The 18,153-nt window shown below is 65.7% G+C and carries 20 protein-coding genes and 1 tRNA gene; 12 read left to right on the top strand and 9 right to left on the bottom strand.

Features of this window, described 5'->3' with window-relative positions:
- Positions 1-18: 18 nt before the first annotated feature.
- On the bottom strand, positions 19-666 hold the full coding sequence (locus tag I6F38_RS12800) for a histidine phosphotransferase family protein (RefSeq protein ID WP_225160577.1): 648 nt from the start codon (positions 664-666) through the stop codon (positions 19-21).
- 256 nt (positions 667-922) lie between these two features.
- On the opposite strand from I6F38_RS12800, the gene cysQ reads away from it, so the two are divergent.
- Positions 923-1,750, top strand: a complete 828-nt coding sequence (gene cysQ, locus I6F38_RS12795; RefSeq protein ID WP_225160576.1) for a 3'(2'),5'-bisphosphate nucleotidase CysQ — start codon at positions 923-925, stop codon at positions 1,748-1,750.
- Here the strand turns inward: cysQ and I6F38_RS12790 are convergent, their stop codons facing one another.
- Positions 1,751-2,215 (bottom strand): YHS domain-containing (seleno)protein, encoded by a 465-nt coding sequence (locus I6F38_RS12790; protein ID WP_028344112.1) that lies wholly within the window; start codon positions 2,213-2,215, stop codon positions 1,751-1,753.
- Between the two features lie 153 nt (positions 2,216-2,368).
- Between I6F38_RS12790 and I6F38_RS12785 the strand changes: the two genes are divergently transcribed.
- The 3 genes from I6F38_RS12785 (at position 2,369) to I6F38_RS12775 (ending at position 4,683) form a co-directional block, all read left to right on the top strand.
- The gene (locus tag I6F38_RS12785; protein WP_016843676.1) at positions 2,369-2,974 is read left to right on the top strand and encodes a DUF1134 domain-containing protein; all 606 of its coding nucleotides are present in this window, start codon (positions 2,369-2,371) and stop codon (positions 2,972-2,974) included.
- Positions 2,975-3,211: 237 nt separating this feature from the next.
- Entirely contained in the window at positions 3,212-4,495 is a 1,284-nt protein-coding gene (locus I6F38_RS12780) for a hypothetical protein (RefSeq protein WP_225160575.1), read from the top strand.
- A gap of 113 nt (positions 4,496-4,608) precedes the next feature.
- Positions 4,609-4,683, top strand: a tRNA-Val gene (locus I6F38_RS12775).
- A gap of 63 nt (positions 4,684-4,746) precedes the next feature.
- Here the strand turns inward: I6F38_RS12775 and I6F38_RS12770 are convergent.
- Positions 4,747-5,070, bottom strand: a complete 324-nt coding sequence (locus tag I6F38_RS12770; RefSeq protein ID WP_225160574.1) for a hypothetical protein — start codon at positions 5,068-5,070, stop codon at positions 4,747-4,749.
- A 177-nt stretch (positions 5,071-5,247) separates the two neighbouring features.
- Between I6F38_RS12770 and I6F38_RS12765 the strand changes: the two genes are divergently transcribed.
- On the top strand, positions 5,248-5,619 hold the full coding sequence (locus tag I6F38_RS12765) for a DUF4118 domain-containing protein (protein WP_225160573.1): 372 nt from the start codon (positions 5,248-5,250) through the stop codon (positions 5,617-5,619).
- 64 nt (positions 5,620-5,683) lie between these two features.
- Here I6F38_RS12765 and I6F38_RS12760 read toward each other — a convergent pair whose 3' ends face one another.
- Positions 5,684-5,824 carry a hypothetical protein gene (locus I6F38_RS12760; protein WP_225160572.1) on the bottom strand — a complete coding sequence of 47 codons (141 nt, stop codon included), beginning with the start codon at positions 5,822-5,824 and terminating at the stop codon, positions 5,684-5,686.
- A 171-nt stretch (positions 5,825-5,995) separates the two neighbouring features.
- Here I6F38_RS12760 and I6F38_RS12755 point away from each other — a divergent pair, with 171 nt between their 5' ends.
- Positions 5,996-6,235 carry a hypothetical protein gene (locus tag I6F38_RS12755; RefSeq protein ID WP_225160571.1) on the top strand — a complete coding sequence of 80 codons (240 nt, stop codon included), beginning with the start codon at positions 5,996-5,998 and terminating at the stop codon, positions 6,233-6,235.
- Positions 6,236-6,621: 386 nt separating this feature from the next.
- On the opposite strand, the gene I6F38_RS12750 is transcribed toward I6F38_RS12755, so the two are convergent.
- Entirely contained in the window at positions 6,622-7,158 is a 537-nt protein-coding gene (locus tag I6F38_RS12750; RefSeq protein WP_168858521.1) for a hypothetical protein, read from the bottom strand.
- Between the two features lie 162 nt (positions 7,159-7,320).
- Positions 7,321-8,880, bottom strand: coding sequence for an acetolactate synthase large subunit (locus tag I6F38_RS12745; protein WP_225160570.1), 1,560 nt, complete (start codon positions 8,878-8,880; stop codon positions 7,321-7,323).
- Positions 8,881-9,268: 388 nt separating this feature from the next.
- Here I6F38_RS12745 and I6F38_RS12740 point away from each other — a divergent pair, with 388 nt between their 5' ends.
- From I6F38_RS12740 to I6F38_RS12725, 4 genes are all read left to right on the top strand, one after another.
- On the top strand, positions 9,269-9,844 hold the full coding sequence (locus I6F38_RS12740) for a L,D-transpeptidase (protein ID WP_035633276.1): 576 nt from the start codon (positions 9,269-9,271) through the stop codon (positions 9,842-9,844).
- A gap of 107 nt (positions 9,845-9,951) precedes the next feature.
- On the top strand, positions 9,952-10,752 hold the full coding sequence (locus tag I6F38_RS12735) for a DUF2927 domain-containing protein (protein ID WP_225160569.1): 801 nt from the start codon (positions 9,952-9,954) through the stop codon (positions 10,750-10,752).
- A gap of 295 nt (positions 10,753-11,047) precedes the next feature.
- Positions 11,048-12,079 carry a MerR family transcriptional regulator gene (locus I6F38_RS12730; RefSeq protein WP_225160568.1) on the top strand — a complete coding sequence of 344 codons (1,032 nt, stop codon included), beginning with the start codon at positions 11,048-11,050 and terminating at the stop codon, positions 12,077-12,079.
- Between the two features lie 87 nt (positions 12,080-12,166).
- Positions 12,167-13,162: a LysR family transcriptional regulator gene (locus I6F38_RS12725; protein ID WP_225160567.1), complete on the top strand. Its 996-nt coding sequence runs from the start codon at positions 12,167-12,169 to the stop codon at positions 13,160-13,162.
- 152 nt (positions 13,163-13,314) lie between these two features.
- On the opposite strand, the gene I6F38_RS12720 is transcribed toward I6F38_RS12725, so the two are convergent.
- Entirely contained in the window at positions 13,315-13,527 is a 213-nt protein-coding gene (locus I6F38_RS12720; RefSeq protein WP_225160566.1) for a hypothetical protein, read from the bottom strand.
- 450 nt (positions 13,528-13,977) lie between these two features.
- Here I6F38_RS12720 and I6F38_RS12715 point away from each other — a divergent pair, with 450 nt between their 5' ends.
- The gene (locus tag I6F38_RS12715) at positions 13,978-15,126 is read left to right on the top strand and encodes an ABC transporter substrate-binding protein (protein WP_225160565.1); all 1,149 of its coding nucleotides are present in this window, start codon (positions 13,978-13,980) and stop codon (positions 15,124-15,126) included.
- A gap of 25 nt (positions 15,127-15,151) precedes the next feature.
- Here I6F38_RS12715 and I6F38_RS12710 read toward each other — a convergent pair whose 3' ends face one another.
- Together I6F38_RS12710 and I6F38_RS12705 are read right to left on the bottom strand one after the other, a co-directional pair.
- Positions 15,152-16,270: a M48 family metallopeptidase gene (locus tag I6F38_RS12710; RefSeq protein WP_225160564.1), complete on the bottom strand. Its 1,119-nt coding sequence runs from the start codon at positions 16,268-16,270 to the stop codon at positions 15,152-15,154.
- Positions 16,271-16,274: 4 nt separating this feature from the next.
- Positions 16,275-17,426 carry a DUF898 domain-containing protein gene (locus tag I6F38_RS12705; RefSeq protein WP_225160612.1) on the bottom strand — a complete coding sequence of 384 codons (1,152 nt, stop codon included), beginning with the start codon at positions 17,424-17,426 and terminating at the stop codon, positions 16,275-16,277.
- A 266-nt stretch (positions 17,427-17,692) separates the two neighbouring features.
- Between I6F38_RS12705 and I6F38_RS12700 the strand changes: the two genes are divergently transcribed.
- Positions 17,693-18,067, top strand: a complete 375-nt coding sequence (locus I6F38_RS12700; RefSeq protein ID WP_225160563.1) for a hypothetical protein — start codon at positions 17,693-17,695, stop codon at positions 18,065-18,067.
- Positions 18,068-18,153 lie beyond the last annotated feature (86 nt).

Genomic DNA, 18,153 nt, shown 5'->3' with positions numbered 1-18,153 from the left:
ATATCGGCGCGGCCGCGGTCAGGACGCGGCAATGATGACCTTGTCACCGTCGAGAGTGAGCGTCACCTTCAGCCCGCAGGCTTCCGCCAGCAGGCGGGTGTAGTGCGGTTGCACGGCATGCGCATCGACCGTGTTCGGCGAGGTCGCATTCAGGAGATCGACGATGTTCTGCGGCACGCGTGCATTGAGGCCCGCGGCCGTGATGCGGAAGCTCATCGTCTCGCCTTCGCCAACCGGATCGATCGTGAGCGTGCCGCCACGCGGGATCGTCTGCTGCGCGATGACCAGCATGTTCAAGAGCAGCTTGACCCGGTTCTTGGGCAACAGCAGCCGCGGCAAATTCCAGGTCAGCGTCACCTTGCCGTCCTCGATATGCCCCTTCGCCATGTTCTGGGCATCGCCGAGGTCGATCTGCGCGCCGGAGGAACCGGCCGCGCCGAACGCCAGCCGGCAGAACTGCAGCCGCGCCGAAGCGGTCTTGGCGCTCTTGCGAATCAGATCGAGCGCGAAGTCGCGATCTTCGGGCTTGGGATTGTCGTCAAGGACCTCAAGCCCATTGACGATCGCGCCGACCGGACTGATGAGATCGTGACAGACCCGCGAGCACAAGAGCGCCGCGAGTTCGAGCGCGTCGGGAGCGGGACCGGGAGACGAAGTGCCAGACATCAATTGTTTCCTGGAAAGCCGCACGCCGACCGAGGAGTGCGAATCACGCATGCCTGTCGGCTTGATACACCGCGCAGACGGATGCTGCCAGCTTGCGGCAGGACTGATAAAGCATGATCCGGAAAAGTGGAAACCGGTTTTCCGAAAAGATCATGCTCAAACAAGGAGATGAGATCATGATGCGATGCTCCGTCATCGCATCATGATCTCAGGGAACACAAACAGGATATGCGACCCGCTGATATGAGACGCGCACATGAATAAGGCACAGCCGTCCCTGATCGGCTGCGAGGCCGCCGCGACGCTGCTCGAATCACTGACCGAACTGGTGATCCGCGCCGGCGAGGCAATTCTTGCCGTCAATCGTTCAGCGATGAATGTGACCGGCAAGAGCGACGGGTCGCCGGTCACCGAGGCCGATCTCGCCGCCGACCACATCATCGTCGAAGGCCTGACGCGGCTCGCGCCGCAGGTGTCGCTGCTGTCGGAGGAGCGCGTCCATCTGGCGACGCCGCCTTACAAGGACAGTTTCTTCCTGATCGATCCGCTCGACGGCACCAAGGAGTTCGTTGCCGGCCGCAATGAATTCACCGTCAATGTGGCGCTGGTCACGCAAGGCGTGCCGCTGCTCGGCATCGTCGGCGCACCGGCGCTCGGCCTGATCTGGCGCGGCATCGTCGGCAAGGGCGCGGAGCGGTTGACGTTGCAGGGCGGCGCGGTTTCGCAGGCGGTGCCGATCAAGACCCGTCCCTGCCCGCCGCGCGGCGCGCCATGGACGGTGGCAGTGAGCCGCTCGCATGGCGATGCACGCACCGAAGCCTTCATCGACGAGCGCGGCGGCGCGGTCCGCGCCGTGCTGGGCTCGGCTGTCAAATTCGGCCGCGTCGCCGAGGGCGAAGTCGATATCTATCCCCGCCTGTCGCCGACATCCGAATGGGACGTGGCGGCCGGTCACGCGGTCGTCGTTGCGGCCGGCGGCAAGGTCACCGATTCGAACGGCAGCCCGTTGCATTTCGGGCTGGGCCGCGAAGACTTTCTGGTGCCGGAATTCATTGCCTGGGGCGACCCGGCCGCGGCGCCGTGATCACTGCGCGAGATTGTCTTCCAGCTCCGGCCAACGCGCCGCGGCTTCCTTCAAGAAACGCGCGGGATCGGCGGCGAACGCGTCACGGCTGCGTTCCCGGTTGAACAGATAAAGCCTGTTCCCGACGACGGCCCAGAATCGCGGATTGCCCGCGCAGGTGACGCCCCGCACCAGATCGGTCGGATCGTAACCGCCGAATTGCGGGCCATAGATTTCGGGATGCGCCACGAACGAAGCGCGGTTGCCCTCGTTGCGGAAACGCCAGACCACGCCGCTCTCCGCGGCCTCGAATTCCGGCCGCCCCTGGGTGGCGGCGGCGTCGGTGAAATAGGCGACGGGATCGAATCCCTCGATCGCCAATCCGGAGTAGCGGTTCGTCACCACGCGCTCGGTTGTGGTGGCCTGAACAGGCAAGGACGGCCAGATGGCCGCCAAAATGCCCGCCAACAGGCCGAAAAACGCCATCCCCCGGCACGATCCATATCTTTCCTGCCGTTGTGCCGTCATAGTTGATACCGATAACATCCGAGTCGAGGGGACACCGGGCGCAACCTAGAGCCGTGCCTGTTGGCATCAGGTTAAAGGGCAGCGCCCGGATTTCGATAGCAGGGGTTCTTAATGACTTTCGCATCACGCCTTGCCGCGGTCGCGTTTGCCGCGCTGATGTGCTGGAGCGCAGGGGCGTCCGCGCAGCAGGGCCCGCCACCGCAATATCCGCCGCCGCAGCGTGAACCGACCCCGTATACTTACGGGCCCGACGAACTGGTCAATGCCGGACACAAGTTCTTCGGCAATGTCTCGCGCGGACTCGCCTCGGTCATCGAGCGCGCCGTCAGCCAGTGGGGCCTGCCCAATGGTTATGTGCTCGGCGAGGAAGGCTCCGGCGCCTTCGTGGCCGGGCTGCGCTATGGCGAAGGCACGCTCTACACCAAGAACGCCGGCGACCTCAGGGTCTACTGGCAGGGTCCCTCGGTCGGCTTCGACTGGGGCGGCGACGGCGCGAGGACCATGACGCTGGTCTACAACCTGCCTTCGACCCAGGCGATCTATCAGCGCTTCGTCGGCATCGACGGCTCGGCCTATATCGTCGGCGGCTTCGGCATGACGGCGCTGACCGCCAACAACATCGTGCTGGTCCCGATTCGCTCGGGCATCGGCTTGCGGCTCGGCGCCAGCGTTGGCTATCTCAAATTCACCCCGCGCGCGACCTGGAACCCGTTCTAGAGCGTTTCCAGCGAATTGGACGCCGGTTCGCATCAAGAAAGCGCGTCAGGACAGAATCTGGAGCCTCGTTCCGATTCCATCGGAACGAAGCGCGAGGTCGCAGCCCTGATCGGGCGATGAGGCCGGCGCTCCGGCACGGTTAGCAATTCAGGTTAACGCGGCAATCGGGCTGGCCTTTGGCCGGCCCGCCGTGGCATTGTGATTAATAAATTCCTTCTTTTCTTGGAGTGACCCTTCATGATCGAGCCGATCATGTACGCGGCGATCGGTTTCCTGATCTCGATGCTGTGCGGCCTGATGATCGTTCCGCTGGTGCATAACCGGGCGGTGCGGCTGACCACGCGCCGCATGGAGGCGGCCACCCCGCTGTCGATGGCCGAGATCCAGGCCGACAAGGACCAGCTCCGCGCCGAATTCGCCATGTCGGCCCGCCGGCTCGAGATGAGCGTCGACCAGCTCAAGAGCAAGACCACGAGCCAGCTCGCCGAGCTCGGCAAGAAGACCGATGCGATCAACCGCATGAAGATCGAGCTCGGCGAGAAGAACGCCGCGATCTTCGCGCTGGAGGCGCGCGAGAAGGCGATGAAGGATCAGCTTCGCGCCACCGAGGAAGAGTTCTCAGCCAAGACGGAGCTGTTGCGCAACGCCGAGCAGGCGCTGACCGACAAGCAGGGCGAGCTCGGCAAGATCAACGCCGAGCTCAACGACCGCGCGATGACCGCCGACAGCCGCCAGATCGAACTGGTCGCGGTGCGGACCCAGGTCGAGGAGCTGAAGAATCGGGTCGGCGATGCCGCCAGGGAATTCGCGGCAACCGAAGCCCGCCTCGCCCAGGAGCGCAACCAGTCGGAAACCGCGACGCGCGACCTCACCGACGCGCGCGGCCGGGTCGAGAATCTGAGCCAGCGCGTCACCGATCTCGACCGCCAGCTCGTCGCCCAGGTCAAGGAAGCCGAGATGCTCGGCAACCGGGTCAACGACCTTGAGACGCGGCTTGCGACCCAGGGCAAGCTGCTTGCCGAGCGTGAATTCGAGAACGGCCAGTTGAAGCAGGCCAACGCCGCCGCCGAGCGGACGGTGCAGGAGCTGCGCGAGGAGATCGCCGCGGCAGGTGGCGGCAAATCCTCCGCGCTCGACAGGCTGCGCCAGGAGAAGGCTCAAGTCGAGGAGCAGCTGCGCACCGTCAGCGACGAGCGCGGCAAGCTGCAGCGCGACATCAACGCGATCCAGCAGCAGGCCGAGAGCTCCTGGGCCACCGAGCGGATGGAGAATGCGCTGCTGCGCGAGCGCATCAACGACATCGCCGCCGAGGTGGCCAAGCTCGCGATCCAGCTCGAGGGCCCGAATTCGGCGATCGAGGCCATGCTGGCGGCGGAGCCGACGGTGCCGGGCAAGGCGGCGGCCAAGCCCGCCAACGGCGCCTCGCCGGGCAGCGGGATGCCCGAGGGCGGCGGCACGCTCGCCGAGCGCATCCGGGCGCTGCAGTCACACGCCTCCCGCGCCCGCCAGCAAGGGGCCTAATTCCTGCAGGTCTTGGCTTGACACCCCTACCCGGCACTTCGTAAATCGCACGCTCTGACGAAGCGCCTCTATCGACCGGCCGCCGACCAGCGGCCGTTGGCACGTCACATCCCGGACGCATAGCTCAGCGGGAGAGCGTTCCCTTCACACGGGAGAGGTCCAAGGTTCGATCCCTTGTGCGTCCACCATTCCCCTTCGGGACCGCCTCATCAAAAATATCGAAAACAACCCCATGCAAAGTAGCCGACGCGTTAGCGGCGGCGGCCCGGCCTTTCTAGCTCGCTGCCGGCGGTGGTGCGCGGCGGAGCGTTGCGCCGGCTGAGCTCGCCGAGCAGGTCGCGGACGGCGCCGTCGAGTTCGTCGGGTGGCGGGATGGCGTGAACGGCGCCCTGCGTGCCGGTCCGCCGATACCAGCCGGAGGCGGAGCTGTCGTCATTCGCGGCGCGGACCTGCCGCGCACGAACGTGAGCGCGCGGGGCGGATCGCCGCCGCCGGCGCGAGATCAGCTCGCGTGCGCCGTACCCCGATATGAACCCGATCCCGGCGACGAGAGCGACAATCAGAAGCTCGAGCATCGTGTTGCCCCCAATCACCGTGCCGCAATGCAATATGCGCGACAATGCGGCGGCGGCTTGACCGGGCCGGTTCCTTTTCACTGTATCGAACACAACCCTGCCCCTCGGAATCGTACGGGGTTTTGTTTGCAGGCCTCCTCGGCTACCTTCCCGGAACTCGCGGGGCCGGGAGTCTGGATGCGCAAGGGCAACGACTACATCTTGAAGCTGCGGCCTTGGTCCTTGTCGACATTCGTCGTCGCCCTGCTTGCGGTGGTGCTGGCCACCGCGACCCAGGAGATGTTCGCGAGCTTCGGCATGCAATTCTATTTCGCGGGCTTCGTGCCGGCGATCCTGATCGCCGGCCTGATGGGCGGCGCGCCCGCCGGCGCCTTTGCGACCATCATCACGGTACCGATCGTCTGGTGGGCGTTCATGCCGCCCTATTTCGAGTTTTCCTGGCCGACGGCCGGCGACTATGACAGCCTGGCGATGTTCCTGCTGTCGAGTGCGCTCTTGGTCTGCTTCTCGCAGCTCTATCGGGAAGCGCTGGCAATTCTGCGGAAGTAGCTGACGGCGCAGGCCGCGACCGCCAGCGGGGCCGGGCCGGTTGCCTATCGTAGATCGTTCGCTTTCAGATCCCGAACATCCAGATCGCGACGATGGTGGCCAATGTCGCCACGCCGCTGATGGTCCAGCCCGCCGCGTAGAAGCTGTCCTCGGGGGCGGTGTCGAGCATCGTATTGGTGGTTTCCGTCATTGACCGCCAGCGCATGGCGTCTCTCCTCGGAACTCCTGCCCGGCCAGACAACGCGGCGCCCGGTTCCCGGTTCCGCGGCGGCCATGCCGTTCACGCAGAGCTCACGGACTGCTGATCGGCGCCGCGGAACCCTGCGACATTCTGTCCCGTTGAGGCTCGCCGGAAACCAACTTGGGAGAACATCCGATGCGAACACTGATCCTCGCCGCCACCGCCCTTGCCTTCGTCTCGTCCACCGCGCTCGCGCAGGACAAGGCGGGCGGCAGCCCGGCGCCCGCCGCGCAAAGCGGCGACACCGCGACCAAGGGCGAGGCGGCCAAGGCGCCGAAGAAGAAGGCGAAGAAGACCGCCAAGAAATCGAGCGCCAAGACCGGTGCCGCCGCGACCGGCGCTGCCGGGACCGGCAGCGATGCCGCCAAGCAATAAAAAGAAACAATCGCGCTCGGTACTTGGCGATCACGGAAAAGGCCGCCCGAAGGCGGCCTTTTTACTGTCTCGGTGCGGATGCTGCCTCGGCCCGTCGCGTCGCAATCAAGTGCGCCGACACCTCGGGCAGTGGAAGTTGGGGCGTGGAAGTTGGATCAGTGCAAGCTGGACCAGCCAAAGTCGGACCAGGAATTCAAGTGCGGGAGGGGGAGCGAAAGAGTTGCGGAGCTGATAATCCGCACCGCCATCGGATCGTTCTGAAAATTGACCACCAGCTCCAGGAATTGCTCCACCTCCCGCACCTTCTGTTGTGCCGCGCGTGCAGGGGCGACGCATGATCCAAACGGGCTATCACTGCAAACGCGAGGAAAGATTCACCGATAGACTTAATGCGGAGCGCCATCGTCGCGCCTGTTCGCGAGCCCGCTCTCGCGTAGCCGCTCGGCAAACCAGAGCGAAGTCGCGCTATCGATGGCTCCGCCGGCATAGACCTCGGTAAAGCTCACCCCGCTTTGTCCGACGATCACCAGCACGCCCATTGCATAGGCAAACCAGACATTCGGATCGGTCAGCGCCTGCAGCTTGCGCTGATCGTGCTCGATCGGCTGGTGATTGCTGTCCTTGCGCAGTTCGATGGCCAGGAGATTGTTCGGGATGTCGCGCTGATGCACGACGATATCGGGATAGATCGACTTGCCGAGATGGTCGTCGGTCGAGCTCCCCGAGCCGCGCGGCAGCCGCAGCGTGCGCTCGCCGAGCCGGTCGTAGTTGCAATCGACCTGCCAGCCGGAAAATTGCCGCTCGACATAGACCGCCAGCCGGTGAGTGAGCGTTCGCTCGCCGAGATCGCGCTCCAGCAGGAACATCTCCTGCGCATAGAATTCCTCCACGGCGGCGATCACCTTGTTCAGCTCGGTCTGCATCGACGCCTCCGACTGGACAAAAGCGCGATGAGATCGGGTGGTTCATCGTCGCGCTTTAGCCTCTTGTTTGAGCATGATCTCCGCGCAAACGCTTCGCGTTTGTCGCAGGGAAAACCGCTTCGCACTTTTCCGGATCATGCTCGGGGCCGCCGCCGCGGCCTTTCAGCTACGCCCCTGCATCTGCACTTCGATCAGCCGCGGTCCCGGTTCGGCGACGGCTTCCGCGAGCGCCTTGTTGAACTCGTCGGCCGTCGTCACCGCCCTGCCCGGTACCCCCATGCCCCTGGCGAGCGCGACGAAGTCGAGCGTCGGCCGGTCGATCTTCAGCATGTCCTGCGCCCGCTTGCCCGGCTCGCCGGCGCCGACGCCGTCGAACTCGCCGCGCAGGATCTGATAGATGCGGTTGGCGAACACGATGGTCACGACGTTGAGCCCTTCGCGCGCCTGGGTCCACAGCGACTGGATCGTGTACATCGCGCTGCCGTCGCCGACCATGCAGATCACCTTGCGGTCCGGACAGGCGACCGCCGCGCCGGTTGCCACCGGCGTCGAGAAGCCGATCGAGCCGCCCATGTTCTGCAGCCAGTCATGCGGCGCGGCCGCCGCCGTCGGCGGGAAGAAGCCGCGGCCCGTGGTGACGGATTCATCGACCATGATGGCGTTCTCGGGGATCGCGCACGCGATCGCCTGCGCGATCGAGGCGTGGTTGAGCGCGCCGGTCGGCTTGGCCAGTTCCTGCGATTGCTGCGGCTTGACGTCCTGCGCGGTCGCATGCAGCGCGCCCGCGAGCGCCTCGAGCGCCGCGACCGAATTCTCGCCCCAGGCGGTCATGCGATGCACCTCGCAGCCTTCCGCCTTCAGCATGCTCGGCTTGTTCGGATAGGCGAAGAACGCCACGGGATCGTTGGCCTCGACCAGCACGATGTGACGGAATTTCTTCAGGATCGGCAACGCCTGCTCGATCACATAGGGAATGCGGTTGATTGAGAAGCGGCCGCGGCCGCGCGCCATGCGCGGGTGATAGGTCTGGCCCATCACCGTGCAGCCGGTCTTGCCGGCGATGCGCTCGGCGAGCGCCAGCCCGTGCTCGGTCAGCGCGCTGCCGGTGACGAGCAGCAGCGTATGCGCGGCATCACCGTGCAGGATCTTCGCCGCGGTATCGACCGCCTGCGGCGAATAGCTCGGGCGCTGCGTGTCCACGGGCACCTCGGCGATGCCGTCGGCTTCGTTCCAGGCGGTGTCGGCCGGCAGGATCAGGGTTGCGATCTGCGGCGGCGCGCTCCTGGCGGCGGCGATCGCGGCGGCGCCGTCGGCGGCAACCGACTTGGCATCCGGCGAGGTGCGCACCCAGGACGACATCGGCCGCGCCAGGCCCTCGATGTCTGACGTCAGCGGCGCATTGTAGCCGATGTGGTAGGTGGCATGCTGGCCGACGATGTTGACGATGCCGGAATGCGCCTTCTTGGCGTTGTGCAGATTGGCAAGGCCGTTGGCGAGGCCGGGCCCGAGATGCAGCAGCGTCGAGGCCGGCATTCCCTTCATGCGGAAATAACCGTCGGCCGCACCGGTCACCACGCCTTCGAACAGACCGAGCACGCAGCGCATGCCCGGGACCTTGTCCAGCGCCGCGACGAAATGCATCTCCGAGGTGCCGGGATTGGTAAAGCAGACATCCACGCCGCCTGCGACCAATGTCCGCACCAGACTTTCCGCACCATTCATGCTCTCGCTCCCGTTTCGAGATGTTCTTGAGGTCGCTCAGAGCATGATCCGATCCGATTGAATCGGATCATGCTCGTATCCTTTTGTTTGGTCGCATTTTCTTGACGCGAACCGGTGCCCACTTCGCTTGAAAACGCTCCAGCTTTTGTTTGGTCGCATTTTCTTGACGCGAACCGGTACCCACTTCGCTTGAAAACGCTCCAGATCAACCATTCTTCAGCCGCTTCGTCAAAGGCTTGGCCGGACAATGCAGGTATCGCTTCCGATCTGTTGCCTTTTTAAACCGTGTTGTTCGAAAATGCCTGAGGTCACGGCTTCGTCGCTTGCGAAACGCCGGCAATTGTGGCCTCTCTGACTACATATTTGATTGTTCGCGAGGACGACGACCATGCGCCCGATTGCCTTGATGTTTGCCGCGCTCACGATCCTGGCAGGTGCCGGCCAGGCCCACGCCCAGTTCTTCGACTCCCGCGGCTATCAGTCCGAAGCCCCGAGTTTCTTCGGCGGCGGAGGCGCAAGCCCGATCCCGCGCACCACCGTCAACTACCCGACCAACTACGCCCCCGGCACCGTCGTGGTGAACACCGCCGAGCGCCGGCTCTATCTGGTGCTGGCGAACGGCCAGGCGCTGCGCTACGGCATCGGCGTCGGCCGCGACGGCTTCCGCTGGAGCGGTGTCCACCGCATCTCCGCAAAGAAGGAATGGCCGTCGTGGACGCCGCCGTCGCAGATGCTGCGCCGCCGCCCCGATCTGCCGCGCCACATGAACGGCGGCATCGAGAACCCGCTCGGCGCGCGCGCGATGTATCTCGGCTCGACGCTCTACCGCATCCACGGCTCGAACGAGCCGGAGACGATCGGCCAGGCCGTCTCGTCGGGCTGCTTCCGCATGACCAACGACGACGTCACCGATCTCTATGGTCGGGTCTCGGTCGGCACCACCGTGGTGGTGAAGAACAACTGATCGCGTCGATTTCAACGGAACCAGGCGCCGCCATTCGGCAAGATCGCTGATCCCGTCGCCTTGATCCCTCCTTGCGCTGCCGCAAGCCTTGCGGCAGCGTTGTCACAATGCCCCAGCACCGTCCTTCGATCCCCGTCCTTCTCGCCGCAACGCTCGCCGCTTGCTTCGCTGATGCCGCGCTGCCCGCGGCCGCCACCGAGGTACCGGCGATCGCCGCGCGCCAGCGCAACGAGAAGAAGGTCTTCACCGACGCCGAGATCGTCGAGGGCTTTCTGAAAACCGCGTTCGGCGCCGAATATCATCTCGCCGGGCGGGTCGACCGCATCCGCAAGTACGACAGTCCGGTGCGCGTGTTCGCCGACGGCAGCCGCGCCGACCGCAAGGCCCAGCTCGCCAGGGTCGTCGCCGACATCCGCAGCAAGGTGCAGCATCTCGACATCGCGATGACCGAGAACAACGAAGCGGCCAATGTCGTGGTCAAGCTGGTGCGCGACCGCGAGCTGTACCGCACGATCGCGACCTTCTACGGCCAGGAGCGCGCCAGGGAGATCCGCTCCTCGCTCGACCCGCAATGCCTGTCCGGCTTCCGCAAGAACGAGAACTACGAGATCGAGCATTCCGACGTGATCCTCACCGTCGACAACGGCGATTTCGTCTTCCTCGACTGCGCCTATGAGGAGCTGTTGCAGTCGCTCGGCCCGATCAACGACACCGCCACCGTGCCCTGGACCATGTTCAACGACAACGTCTCGATGGGCTATTTCGACGTCTACGACCAATATCTGCTCAACCTGCTCTACGACCCCCGCATCAAGCCCGGCATGACCGTGCAGGAGGTCAAGGCCGTACTGCCCGCCGTGCTCGCCGACGTCCGCGCCTGGGTGGCGAAAGTGAACCATCTGGAGTGAGGGGTGATCGGGCGCCCGCGCTCGCGACACATACCGCCGTCGTTCCGGCGCAGGCCGGGACCCATACTCCGCGGCAGATGTTGTTGACGGGACTCGTCGTTCCAGCGGTGCATAACAATCGGCATCTGTGGTTATGGGTCCCTGCTCCCGTGCGCAATTGCGCACTAGGCAGGGACGACATCGAGTGTGTTGCGCGAGTGAGGGAGCCGCCCGTGGACGGGTCCCACCTCCCCGCTTGACCTTGCCCCTGCGGCCGTCTCCATAGAGGCGCGGTCAGACGACGCGAGGTGATTCGATGAATGCTGCTGCCGCCCGTTTCCTCAGCCCGTCCGAAGCTGCGAGGCAGCTCGGCATCTCCGCGAAAGCGCTGCGCCTGTACGAGGAGCGCGGCCTGATCGCACCCGGCCGCACGCCGGCGGGATGGCGCGCCTATGGTCCGGCCGAGATGGCGCGCGGCGCCGAGATCGTCGAGCTGCGCGCGCTCGGCCTCAGCATCGGTGAAGTGGCGCGGATCCTGAGCGGCGACGCCGTCATCCTTGGCCGTGTGCTGGCCGCGCACGAGGCCGCGCTCGAAGCGCGCATCCGCCAATGCGGCGACAGCATCGCCAAACTGCGCCGGCTGCGCGCCGACCTCGGCGGCGGCAGGATACCCGCGACCGGTGACATCATCGGTGCGGTGCGGACACGGCCGGCGATCGGCGTCGCGTTCGATCTGCCGTGGCCGTGGGGCGGCGAGCGCTTCGAGCTGCGCGACATCAAACGGCTGAATTACATCGTCGGCCCGCTCGGCAGCGGCAAGACGCGCCTTGCGCAACGGCTCGCCGAAGCCCTGCCCGGCGCCAGCTTCGTCGGGCTGGACCGCTCGGCCGACGGCGGCGCGGCCGTGCGGGCGCGCCTCGATGCCGATCCGGCGCACGACGCCAGGGTCGCGGCGAGCCTTGCCACCCTGCTGGCCGACGGCGCCGTGGACTCGCCGGCGCTGACCGCCCTGCTCGCGGCGCTCGAGGCCGGCGACGACGCGATCCTCGTGATCGACTTGCTCGAGCAAGGGCTCGATGCGGCGAGCCAGGAAGCCGTCATCGCGCATCTGCGCCGCCGCGGACCCGAGGCCCGGCCGCTGTTCTTCCTCACCCGCTCCAACGCGATCCTGGATCTCGACGCGGTCGGCGACGATGAAGCGATCATCCTGTGCCCCGCCAATCACAGCCGGCCGATCTGCGTTACGCCCGTCCCGGGCGCGGCGGGCTATGAAGCGGTCGCGACCTGCCTTGCTTCGCCCGAGGTCCGCGCGCGCACCGAAGGCACGATCGCGTGGCGGCCGTCCTGACTTCTCGCATTGGTTGTATTATAATCGCATGACAATGCACGACGCAGGTCGGATGCGCGCAAAAAAAGTGTGCTATAAGCACGTGCGATGATCGAGCTTCCCCGTACCCAGGCCTTGCGTTGCTTCATCACGGTTGCCCGTGAGGGCACGGTATCGCGCGCAGCGGCGATGCTGAAACTGACCCAGCCCGCGGTCAGCCTGCAGCTAAAGGCACTCGAGGAAAGCACCGGGCTGCAGCTGTTCAACCGCACACCTGCCGGATTCACCCTGACCGAGGCCGGCGCCGCGCTGCTGCCGCTGGCGCACCGGGCGGTCGCGGCCGCCTCCGATTTCAAGGCGATGGCGGACTCGCTGAACGAGGCACAGCGCGGCACGCTGCGCGTCGGCACCATCCTCGACCCCGAATTCACCCGGCTCGGACCGTTCGTGCGCAGCCTTGCGATGTCCTCGCAGCGCACCGAGGTCTTCCTGCGCCATGGCGTGAGCGACGACGTGCTGGCGCAGATCGGCCGCGGCGAACTCGACGTCGGCTACTATGTCGACGCCACGCCTCAGGACCAGCTCGTCCATCACAGCTTCACCGAACGGACCATCGTCGACGGCCGCTACCAGCTCGCCCCGCTGCTTTGCTACGATTACCGGGTGATCGCACCGATCGCCTGGCGCGACCGGGTGATGGGCAAGGGCTGGGCCGAGCTCGCCGAGCTGCCCTGGCTCGCGACACCGCCGCACTCCGGCCACCGGCGGCTGCTCGACGACATCTTCCGCCCGCTCGGCGCATTGCCGAAGCGGATCGGCTACACCGACCAGGAAGAGGCGATGATCGACTTCGTCGAATCCGGCCTCTGCCTCAGCCTCGCACGCGAAAACGTGTTGGCGCCGCGGATGGCGCGGCCGCATCAGTTCGTGGTCGCCGACAAGGTGAAGCTGACCTGCGATCTCTCCTTCGCCAGCCTCGCCGCCCGCCGCCAGGAGCCGGTGATCGCCCACGCCTTCGCAAGCGTGCGCGCGGTATGGAATATCAAGCCGCCGATCGCCGGCGCCGGTCCGACGCGGACACGCAAGGTCGCGAAGAACGTGTAAGCGGGCTTCTGTTCCCTACTTCAAAGCAAGGCTGGTGCAATAAGCGGAGACCTCACCGCTTCTCCAACCGTTATTCAGTCCGATCTCCGTGCATTGATTATCGCTCTCGAAGGGCACGCCGGCGGATCGGCAGATCGTCGTGAGGCGATGACCTAGGCCGCGACGACCAGCGGTCTCGTCATCTCCGCCATCGTGGGCACCAGCGATGGCGCTTTACACTCCTGCGGAGCAAGCTCGTTGACCAGCTCGCGCAGCCTTGGCGGCAGATCGGCGTAATCGCCACGCAGGGCATGGCGCAGCCGCTCGCCAATCTCTTCGCAGATGGCGCGCGCGTGCTCGGACGCAATCGGATGGGGCTCAATCATGGACGTGGACCGCTGGCGATGACTGCGCGCCGTCCCACTGCACTTCCGCAACCACGGATCCCGCATGTGCACATGCGATCAAGACGAGGATCCGAACAATGCTGAACATGGTTCGTACTCCCTTTTCCTGTCCTTCAATAACAGCAGGACGTTGCCGCCCGATTAGGGAAACTGGTTCTCACGGCCTTTAAGGGATTGGTAAACGCGAGGTTGAGGACGGGCGGAGCCCGTTCAAGAGCTCCGGACGATGTCGGCCTCGCCATCCCCCGTTCGTCGTTCCGGCACCCCAGCCGAACAGGGCAGAACTCAGGGAGGCGCAGACCCCCAGCGCCGCCCAATGTCCCCAATCAGGGGGACAGACGGATCGCGCGGAATCAATATGATGCGCGACCGGACGGCGGTCGGCTATCATCGACCGCAGATAAAAAGAACGTGCTGGGAGGATTTGCAATGAAGCTGGCCATGGCCGGACTGTTGACATTTGCGAGCGCGATCCTGATTGCGCCGGGCGCGCGTGCCGACATCAAGGTCGGCGTCGTGGTGTCCGGATCCGGACCGGGCTCGGCGCTCGGCCAGCCGCAGATGCGCACCATCGCCGCGCTGCCGAAGGAAATCGGCGGCGAGAAGGTGACCTATATCGCGCTCGACGACGAGTCCGATCCGACCAAGGGCACGCAGAATGCGCGGCGCCTCGTGATCCAGGACGGCGTCGATATCCTGATCGGCTCCTCGCTCACCCCGGTGACCATGCCGATGCTCGACGTCGCCGTGGAGAGCAAGACGCCGATCATCTCGCTCGCGGCGGCGACCGCGATCGTGCAGCCGATGGACGACCGCCGCCGCTGGGCGTTCAAGGTGGTGCCCAATGACGACCTGATGGCGGCGGCGATCCTGAAATACATCGCAAAGTCCGGCATCAAGACGCTCGGCTATATCGGCGTCTCCGACGGCTATGGCGAAGGTTACTACAAGGAGGTGTCGCGGCTCGCCCCTCAGCTCGGCCTCACCGTGACGACGCATGAGGTCTATGCGCGCGCCGACACCAGCGCGATGGGCCAGGCGCTCAAGGTGATCGCGACCAATCCGGAAGCGGTGTTCATTGCCTCCGCCGGCACGCCGGCCGTGCTGCCGCAGGAGGCGCTGCGCAGCCGCGGCTATGCCGGCAAGATCTTCCAGACCCACGGCGTGGCCTCGGAAGAGTTCATCAAGCTCGGCGCCGCCAATGTCGAGGGCGCGATCTTCACCGGCGAAGCCTTCACCATCGCCGACGATCTGCCGACGAACGATCCGTTCCGCCAGGTGCGCGACGAGTTCGTGTCGTCCTACGAGAAGGCCAACGGCTCGAGGCCGAACATCTTCGGCGCGCATCTGTGGGACGCCGTCACGCTGTTCAAGCGGGCGGCGGCGAATGCGCTCAAGACCGCAAAGCCCGGCACGGCGGAATTCCGCGCCGCGCTGCGCGACGAGCTCGAGCGCGGCAAGGACGTCTACCTGAACAACGGCCTCTCGACCATGAGCCCGACCGATCACAACGGCTATGACGAGCGTTCGGCGTTCCTGATCAAGGTCGAGGGCGGCAAGTTCCGGCTGGTGAAGTAGCGAGGGACCGTCGGCGGCTGCGCCGTCACACCTTGCCGGCGCCGCTGCAGATGCCCTTCAGCGCCTGCCATTCGGCTGGTGACAGCAGCGGCGGGCCGTCGGGCCGGCTGGCGGCATCGGCCTGGTCCATGCGCGCGAGGCGGTCCTCGGTCAAGGGATGGCTGGAGACGAGCGAGAGCCCCTTGCCGCCCTCCTTGCCGGTGACGCGGAACATCAGTTCGCCCATCGGCTTGGCCGGACGGCCGAGCTTGTGCATGGTCTCGATCGCGAAGCTGTCCGCGTTGGTCTCGGCGTCGCGCGAATAGGACGACGTCACCAGCGAGCGCGAGGCGAAGATCAGCGCGCCGGAGCCGGTGACATCGCCGAACAACAGCCCGATCAGGAACGAGGTGCCGCCGTTGTGGATCAATTCGCGCATGCTGTCGCGGTGCCGGAGATGGCCGAGCTCATGCGCCAGGACGCCGGCGATCTCGTCGGGGTTCTCGGCTTTCTCCAAGAGTCCGTCGAACAGATAGACCTTGCCGCCGGGCAGCGCGAAGGCGTTCGGCACCGACGTCGCCAGCACGCCCGACTGCACCGACGTATCGAAGCCTGCGGACTGCCGCAACTTGCCGACCAGCTTCGCGAACGCCGCCTGGCCGGCCGGATTGCTGCACGGCTTGCCGTCGAACAGCACCTTGACCTGCGCCTCCGCGACATCGCCGATGCGGCGCTCGAACGAGTCGGGCACCAGCGGCGTGAGCCGCTCGGCGGCGAGCGGCACGCCGAACAGCACCACCAGCACGATCGACACCGCGGCCGCGAGCGACCAGCCGACGATCGCGGCGACGCCCCGGCGGTTCGGCAGCCCTTCCTCGAGCGTGTCGCAGCGCGCGACGAGCGCGGCGATCAGCCCGGCGTCGCGAATGTCGAGCCGTGCCAGAGGCGGAGCGGTCAGGCAGCTCAGCCGCAACAGGCCGGACGGGCTGTCGGCGCGGCGGATGTCGTGAAACGCCCAGCGCGCGAGCAGCGCGCCGTCCTCCCTGATCTCCAGCGCATCGGACAGCCTGAGCGCGACGATGCGCCGCCGGTTCGACAGGCCGTCGAAGAAGACGCCGCCGGGAGCCGGCGCCGCGGAATTGGTCTCGCCGGAATCGGATTCCATGGAGCTAGAAGCCCCCGACGTCGAGGCCGTCGGCAAAGCCTTCGCCGAGCGCGTTGGCGAGCTCGCCGCGCGCGGTGACGTTGGCGGCCGCGCCGATGTTGTGCACGATGGTCGAGGACAGCACCCGGACCCAGAGATCGCGCATCAGATAGACGCGCAACACCACGTTCAGCGCCAGCGCGAAGGCGAGATAGCCGATGCCGAGCAGCACGATCAACGGAATGCTCTTGGCGAACGCCTCGGTCCTGAAGAAGTCCGCGATCGAGGAGCCGTCCATGCTGGCGACCAGCAAGGTGCAGAGCGCGAGATAGGCCGCGAACACCACGCCGAGCAGCACGACCCAGCCGATCACCTTCCAGTACAGGCCGATCAGCGCGCCGCGGCGGAGGGTGGATTCCAGCCTCACTTCGCCGAAGCGGATTCCCGACAGCCACCAGCGCCACTCGACCGCCTTGAACGCGGCATAGGCAAACGGAGCGAAGATCGTGCTGTAGAGCGCGAACGGCATCAGGACCCAGAGCCACCAGCCCCGCTTGAAGAACTCCCAGCCGCGGCCGTCGAACGAGCCTTGAAGGTCGCCGTAATAGGAGTGCCGCATCTTGTAGCGTTCGAGCGCCGCCTCGCGCCACGGCAGCGCGAGGCCGAGCGTGATCACGACCAGCACGCCCCAGAGCGAGGCCTTGAGCGCATAGACCCAGCCCGAGCCGCTCATCCAGAAGCGGACGCCGCGCCACACCGTGCGGGTCAGGCGGTAACGCCGCGCGCGATAGATCGCGAACTGGCCGAACAAATAGAAGAAGGCGACCAGCGGCAGCGAGGCGAACGCCTTGAGATGCTCCGCCTCGATACCGATCAGGAAATAGCCGAGATAGATCGGCACCAGGATCGCGAGCGCGACCAGGAAGCCGATCAGGAGCTCCTTGCCGCGGCCGGTATATTCCGGCGCATCGCCATCGATCTGGCTGTTCGACCACAGATGACGGCGGATGTCGGTGGTGAGCCAGAACCGGTAGAAGCCGACCGTGACCAGTTCGAGCCCGGCGCCGCGCGCAACCAGGCGAAAGAACTCCTTCCGGTTCCCTGAAAACGCCACCGGCATCGGCGGCGGGGCCGGTTGCGGAGGCGGCTGCGGCGGCCCCAGCGGGGTCCAGCTCATGTCGTTCACGGGATGGCTCCTGGCGGGACAATCTCTGGGTATCAAAAGCACAGATTTGTCGTCGCGAGTGTGATCCAGGTTTCACACAAGGTCGAGATCGCCGGCCGATTTTTGGCGGGATGCGGTTGGCCATGCCTTAACGACAATGCCGGAAAGCGCGCAGTCCTCGATCGACCGCCGGCGTCGAACCCCCGGGCGGCAATGACATACTTAACGATCGGGCGATCGAGGCGAGGACGCCGCCGCAAAGCGAGGAAACCGCAGCGATGACCAGATGGATCTTGTCGGCATGCCTTCTGGCGCTTACGGCGGCTCCGGCTGCTGCCGTCGACGTGCGGCTGGATTCCTATCGCAATCCAAAGAGTGAGAATTTCCGCATCTTCAATCACATGTACCTCGACGGCGTCAGGGGCGGCCTGATGGCTTCCAATGCCTGGCTGAAACGGCATGGCGGTCAATTGTTGTTCTGCATGCCCGACGACCTCGCACTGAGCAGCGAGCAGACCGAAGAGATCATGCTCAAGTCCGCCGACAAGCGCTCGGCGAAAGGTGAGATGGTGATCGCTCTCCTGCTGCTGTGGGGGATGCAGGACACCTACCCCTGCGAAAAACCCGCCGGCGAGAAGACCGGCAGTCAATAAACGGCGCCCGCACCGTTCGCACGCCCCGCCCGACCCAATCAAACGCCGTTTCAAACGGGCGTGGTCGCGGCCGCGGCCCTTTCACT

The sequence above is a fragment of the Bradyrhizobium sp. BRP56 genome (genome assembly GCF_020194035.1).
GTDB lineage: Bacteria > Pseudomonadota > Alphaproteobacteria > Rhizobiales > Xanthobacteraceae > Bradyrhizobium > Bradyrhizobium australafricanum.
This window is presented reverse-complemented; position numbering and strand designations above follow the sequence as displayed.

Coding starts and splice junctions, on each gene's coding strand:
- I6F38_RS12800 (WP_225160577.1), bottom strand. CDS start 666: ATGTCTGGCACTTCGTCTCCCGGTCCCGCTCCCGACGCGCTCGAACTC.
- cysQ (WP_225160576.1), top strand. CDS start 923: ATGAATAAGGCACAGCCGTCCCTGATCGGCTGCGAGGCCGCCGCGACG.
- I6F38_RS12790 (WP_028344112.1), bottom strand. CDS start 2,215: ATGGCGTTTTTCGGCCTGTTGGCGGGCATTTTGGCGGCCATCTGGCCG.
- I6F38_RS12785 (WP_016843676.1), top strand. CDS start 2,369: ATGACTTTCGCATCACGCCTTGCCGCGGTCGCGTTTGCCGCGCTGATG.
- I6F38_RS12780 (WP_225160575.1), top strand. CDS start 3,212: ATGATCGAGCCGATCATGTACGCGGCGATCGGTTTCCTGATCTCGATG.
- I6F38_RS12770 (WP_225160574.1), bottom strand. CDS start 5,070: ATGCTCGAGCTTCTGATTGTCGCTCTCGTCGCCGGGATCGGGTTCATA.
- I6F38_RS12765 (WP_225160573.1), top strand. CDS start 5,248: ATGCGCAAGGGCAACGACTACATCTTGAAGCTGCGGCCTTGGTCCTTG.
- I6F38_RS12760 (WP_225160572.1), bottom strand. CDS start 5,824: ATGCGCTGGCGGTCAATGACGGAAACCACCAATACGATGCTCGACACC.
- I6F38_RS12755 (WP_225160571.1), top strand. CDS start 5,996: ATGCGAACACTGATCCTCGCCGCCACCGCCCTTGCCTTCGTCTCGTCC.
- I6F38_RS12750 (WP_168858521.1), bottom strand. CDS start 7,158: ATGCAGACCGAGCTGAACAAGGTGATCGCCGCCGTGGAGGAATTCTAT.
- I6F38_RS12745 (WP_225160570.1), bottom strand. CDS start 8,880: ATGAATGGTGCGGAAAGTCTGGTGCGGACATTGGTCGCAGGCGGCGTG.
- I6F38_RS12740 (WP_035633276.1), top strand. CDS start 9,269: ATGCGCCCGATTGCCTTGATGTTTGCCGCGCTCACGATCCTGGCAGGT.
- I6F38_RS12735 (WP_225160569.1), top strand. CDS start 9,952: ATGCCCCAGCACCGTCCTTCGATCCCCGTCCTTCTCGCCGCAACGCTC.
- I6F38_RS12730 (WP_225160568.1), top strand. CDS start 11,048: ATGAATGCTGCTGCCGCCCGTTTCCTCAGCCCGTCCGAAGCTGCGAGG.
- I6F38_RS12725 (WP_225160567.1), top strand. CDS start 12,167: ATGATCGAGCTTCCCCGTACCCAGGCCTTGCGTTGCTTCATCACGGTT.
- I6F38_RS12720 (WP_225160566.1), bottom strand. CDS start 13,527: ATGATTGAGCCCCATCCGATTGCGTCCGAGCACGCGCGCGCCATCTGC.
- I6F38_RS12715 (WP_225160565.1), top strand. CDS start 13,978: ATGAAGCTGGCCATGGCCGGACTGTTGACATTTGCGAGCGCGATCCTG.
- I6F38_RS12710 (WP_225160564.1), bottom strand. CDS start 16,270: ATGGAATCCGATTCCGGCGAGACCAATTCCGCGGCGCCGGCTCCCGGC.
- I6F38_RS12705 (WP_225160612.1), bottom strand. CDS start 17,426: ATGAGCTGGACCCCGCTGGGGCCGCCGCAGCCGCCTCCGCAACCGGCC.
- I6F38_RS12700 (WP_225160563.1), top strand. CDS start 17,693: ATGACCAGATGGATCTTGTCGGCATGCCTTCTGGCGCTTACGGCGGCT.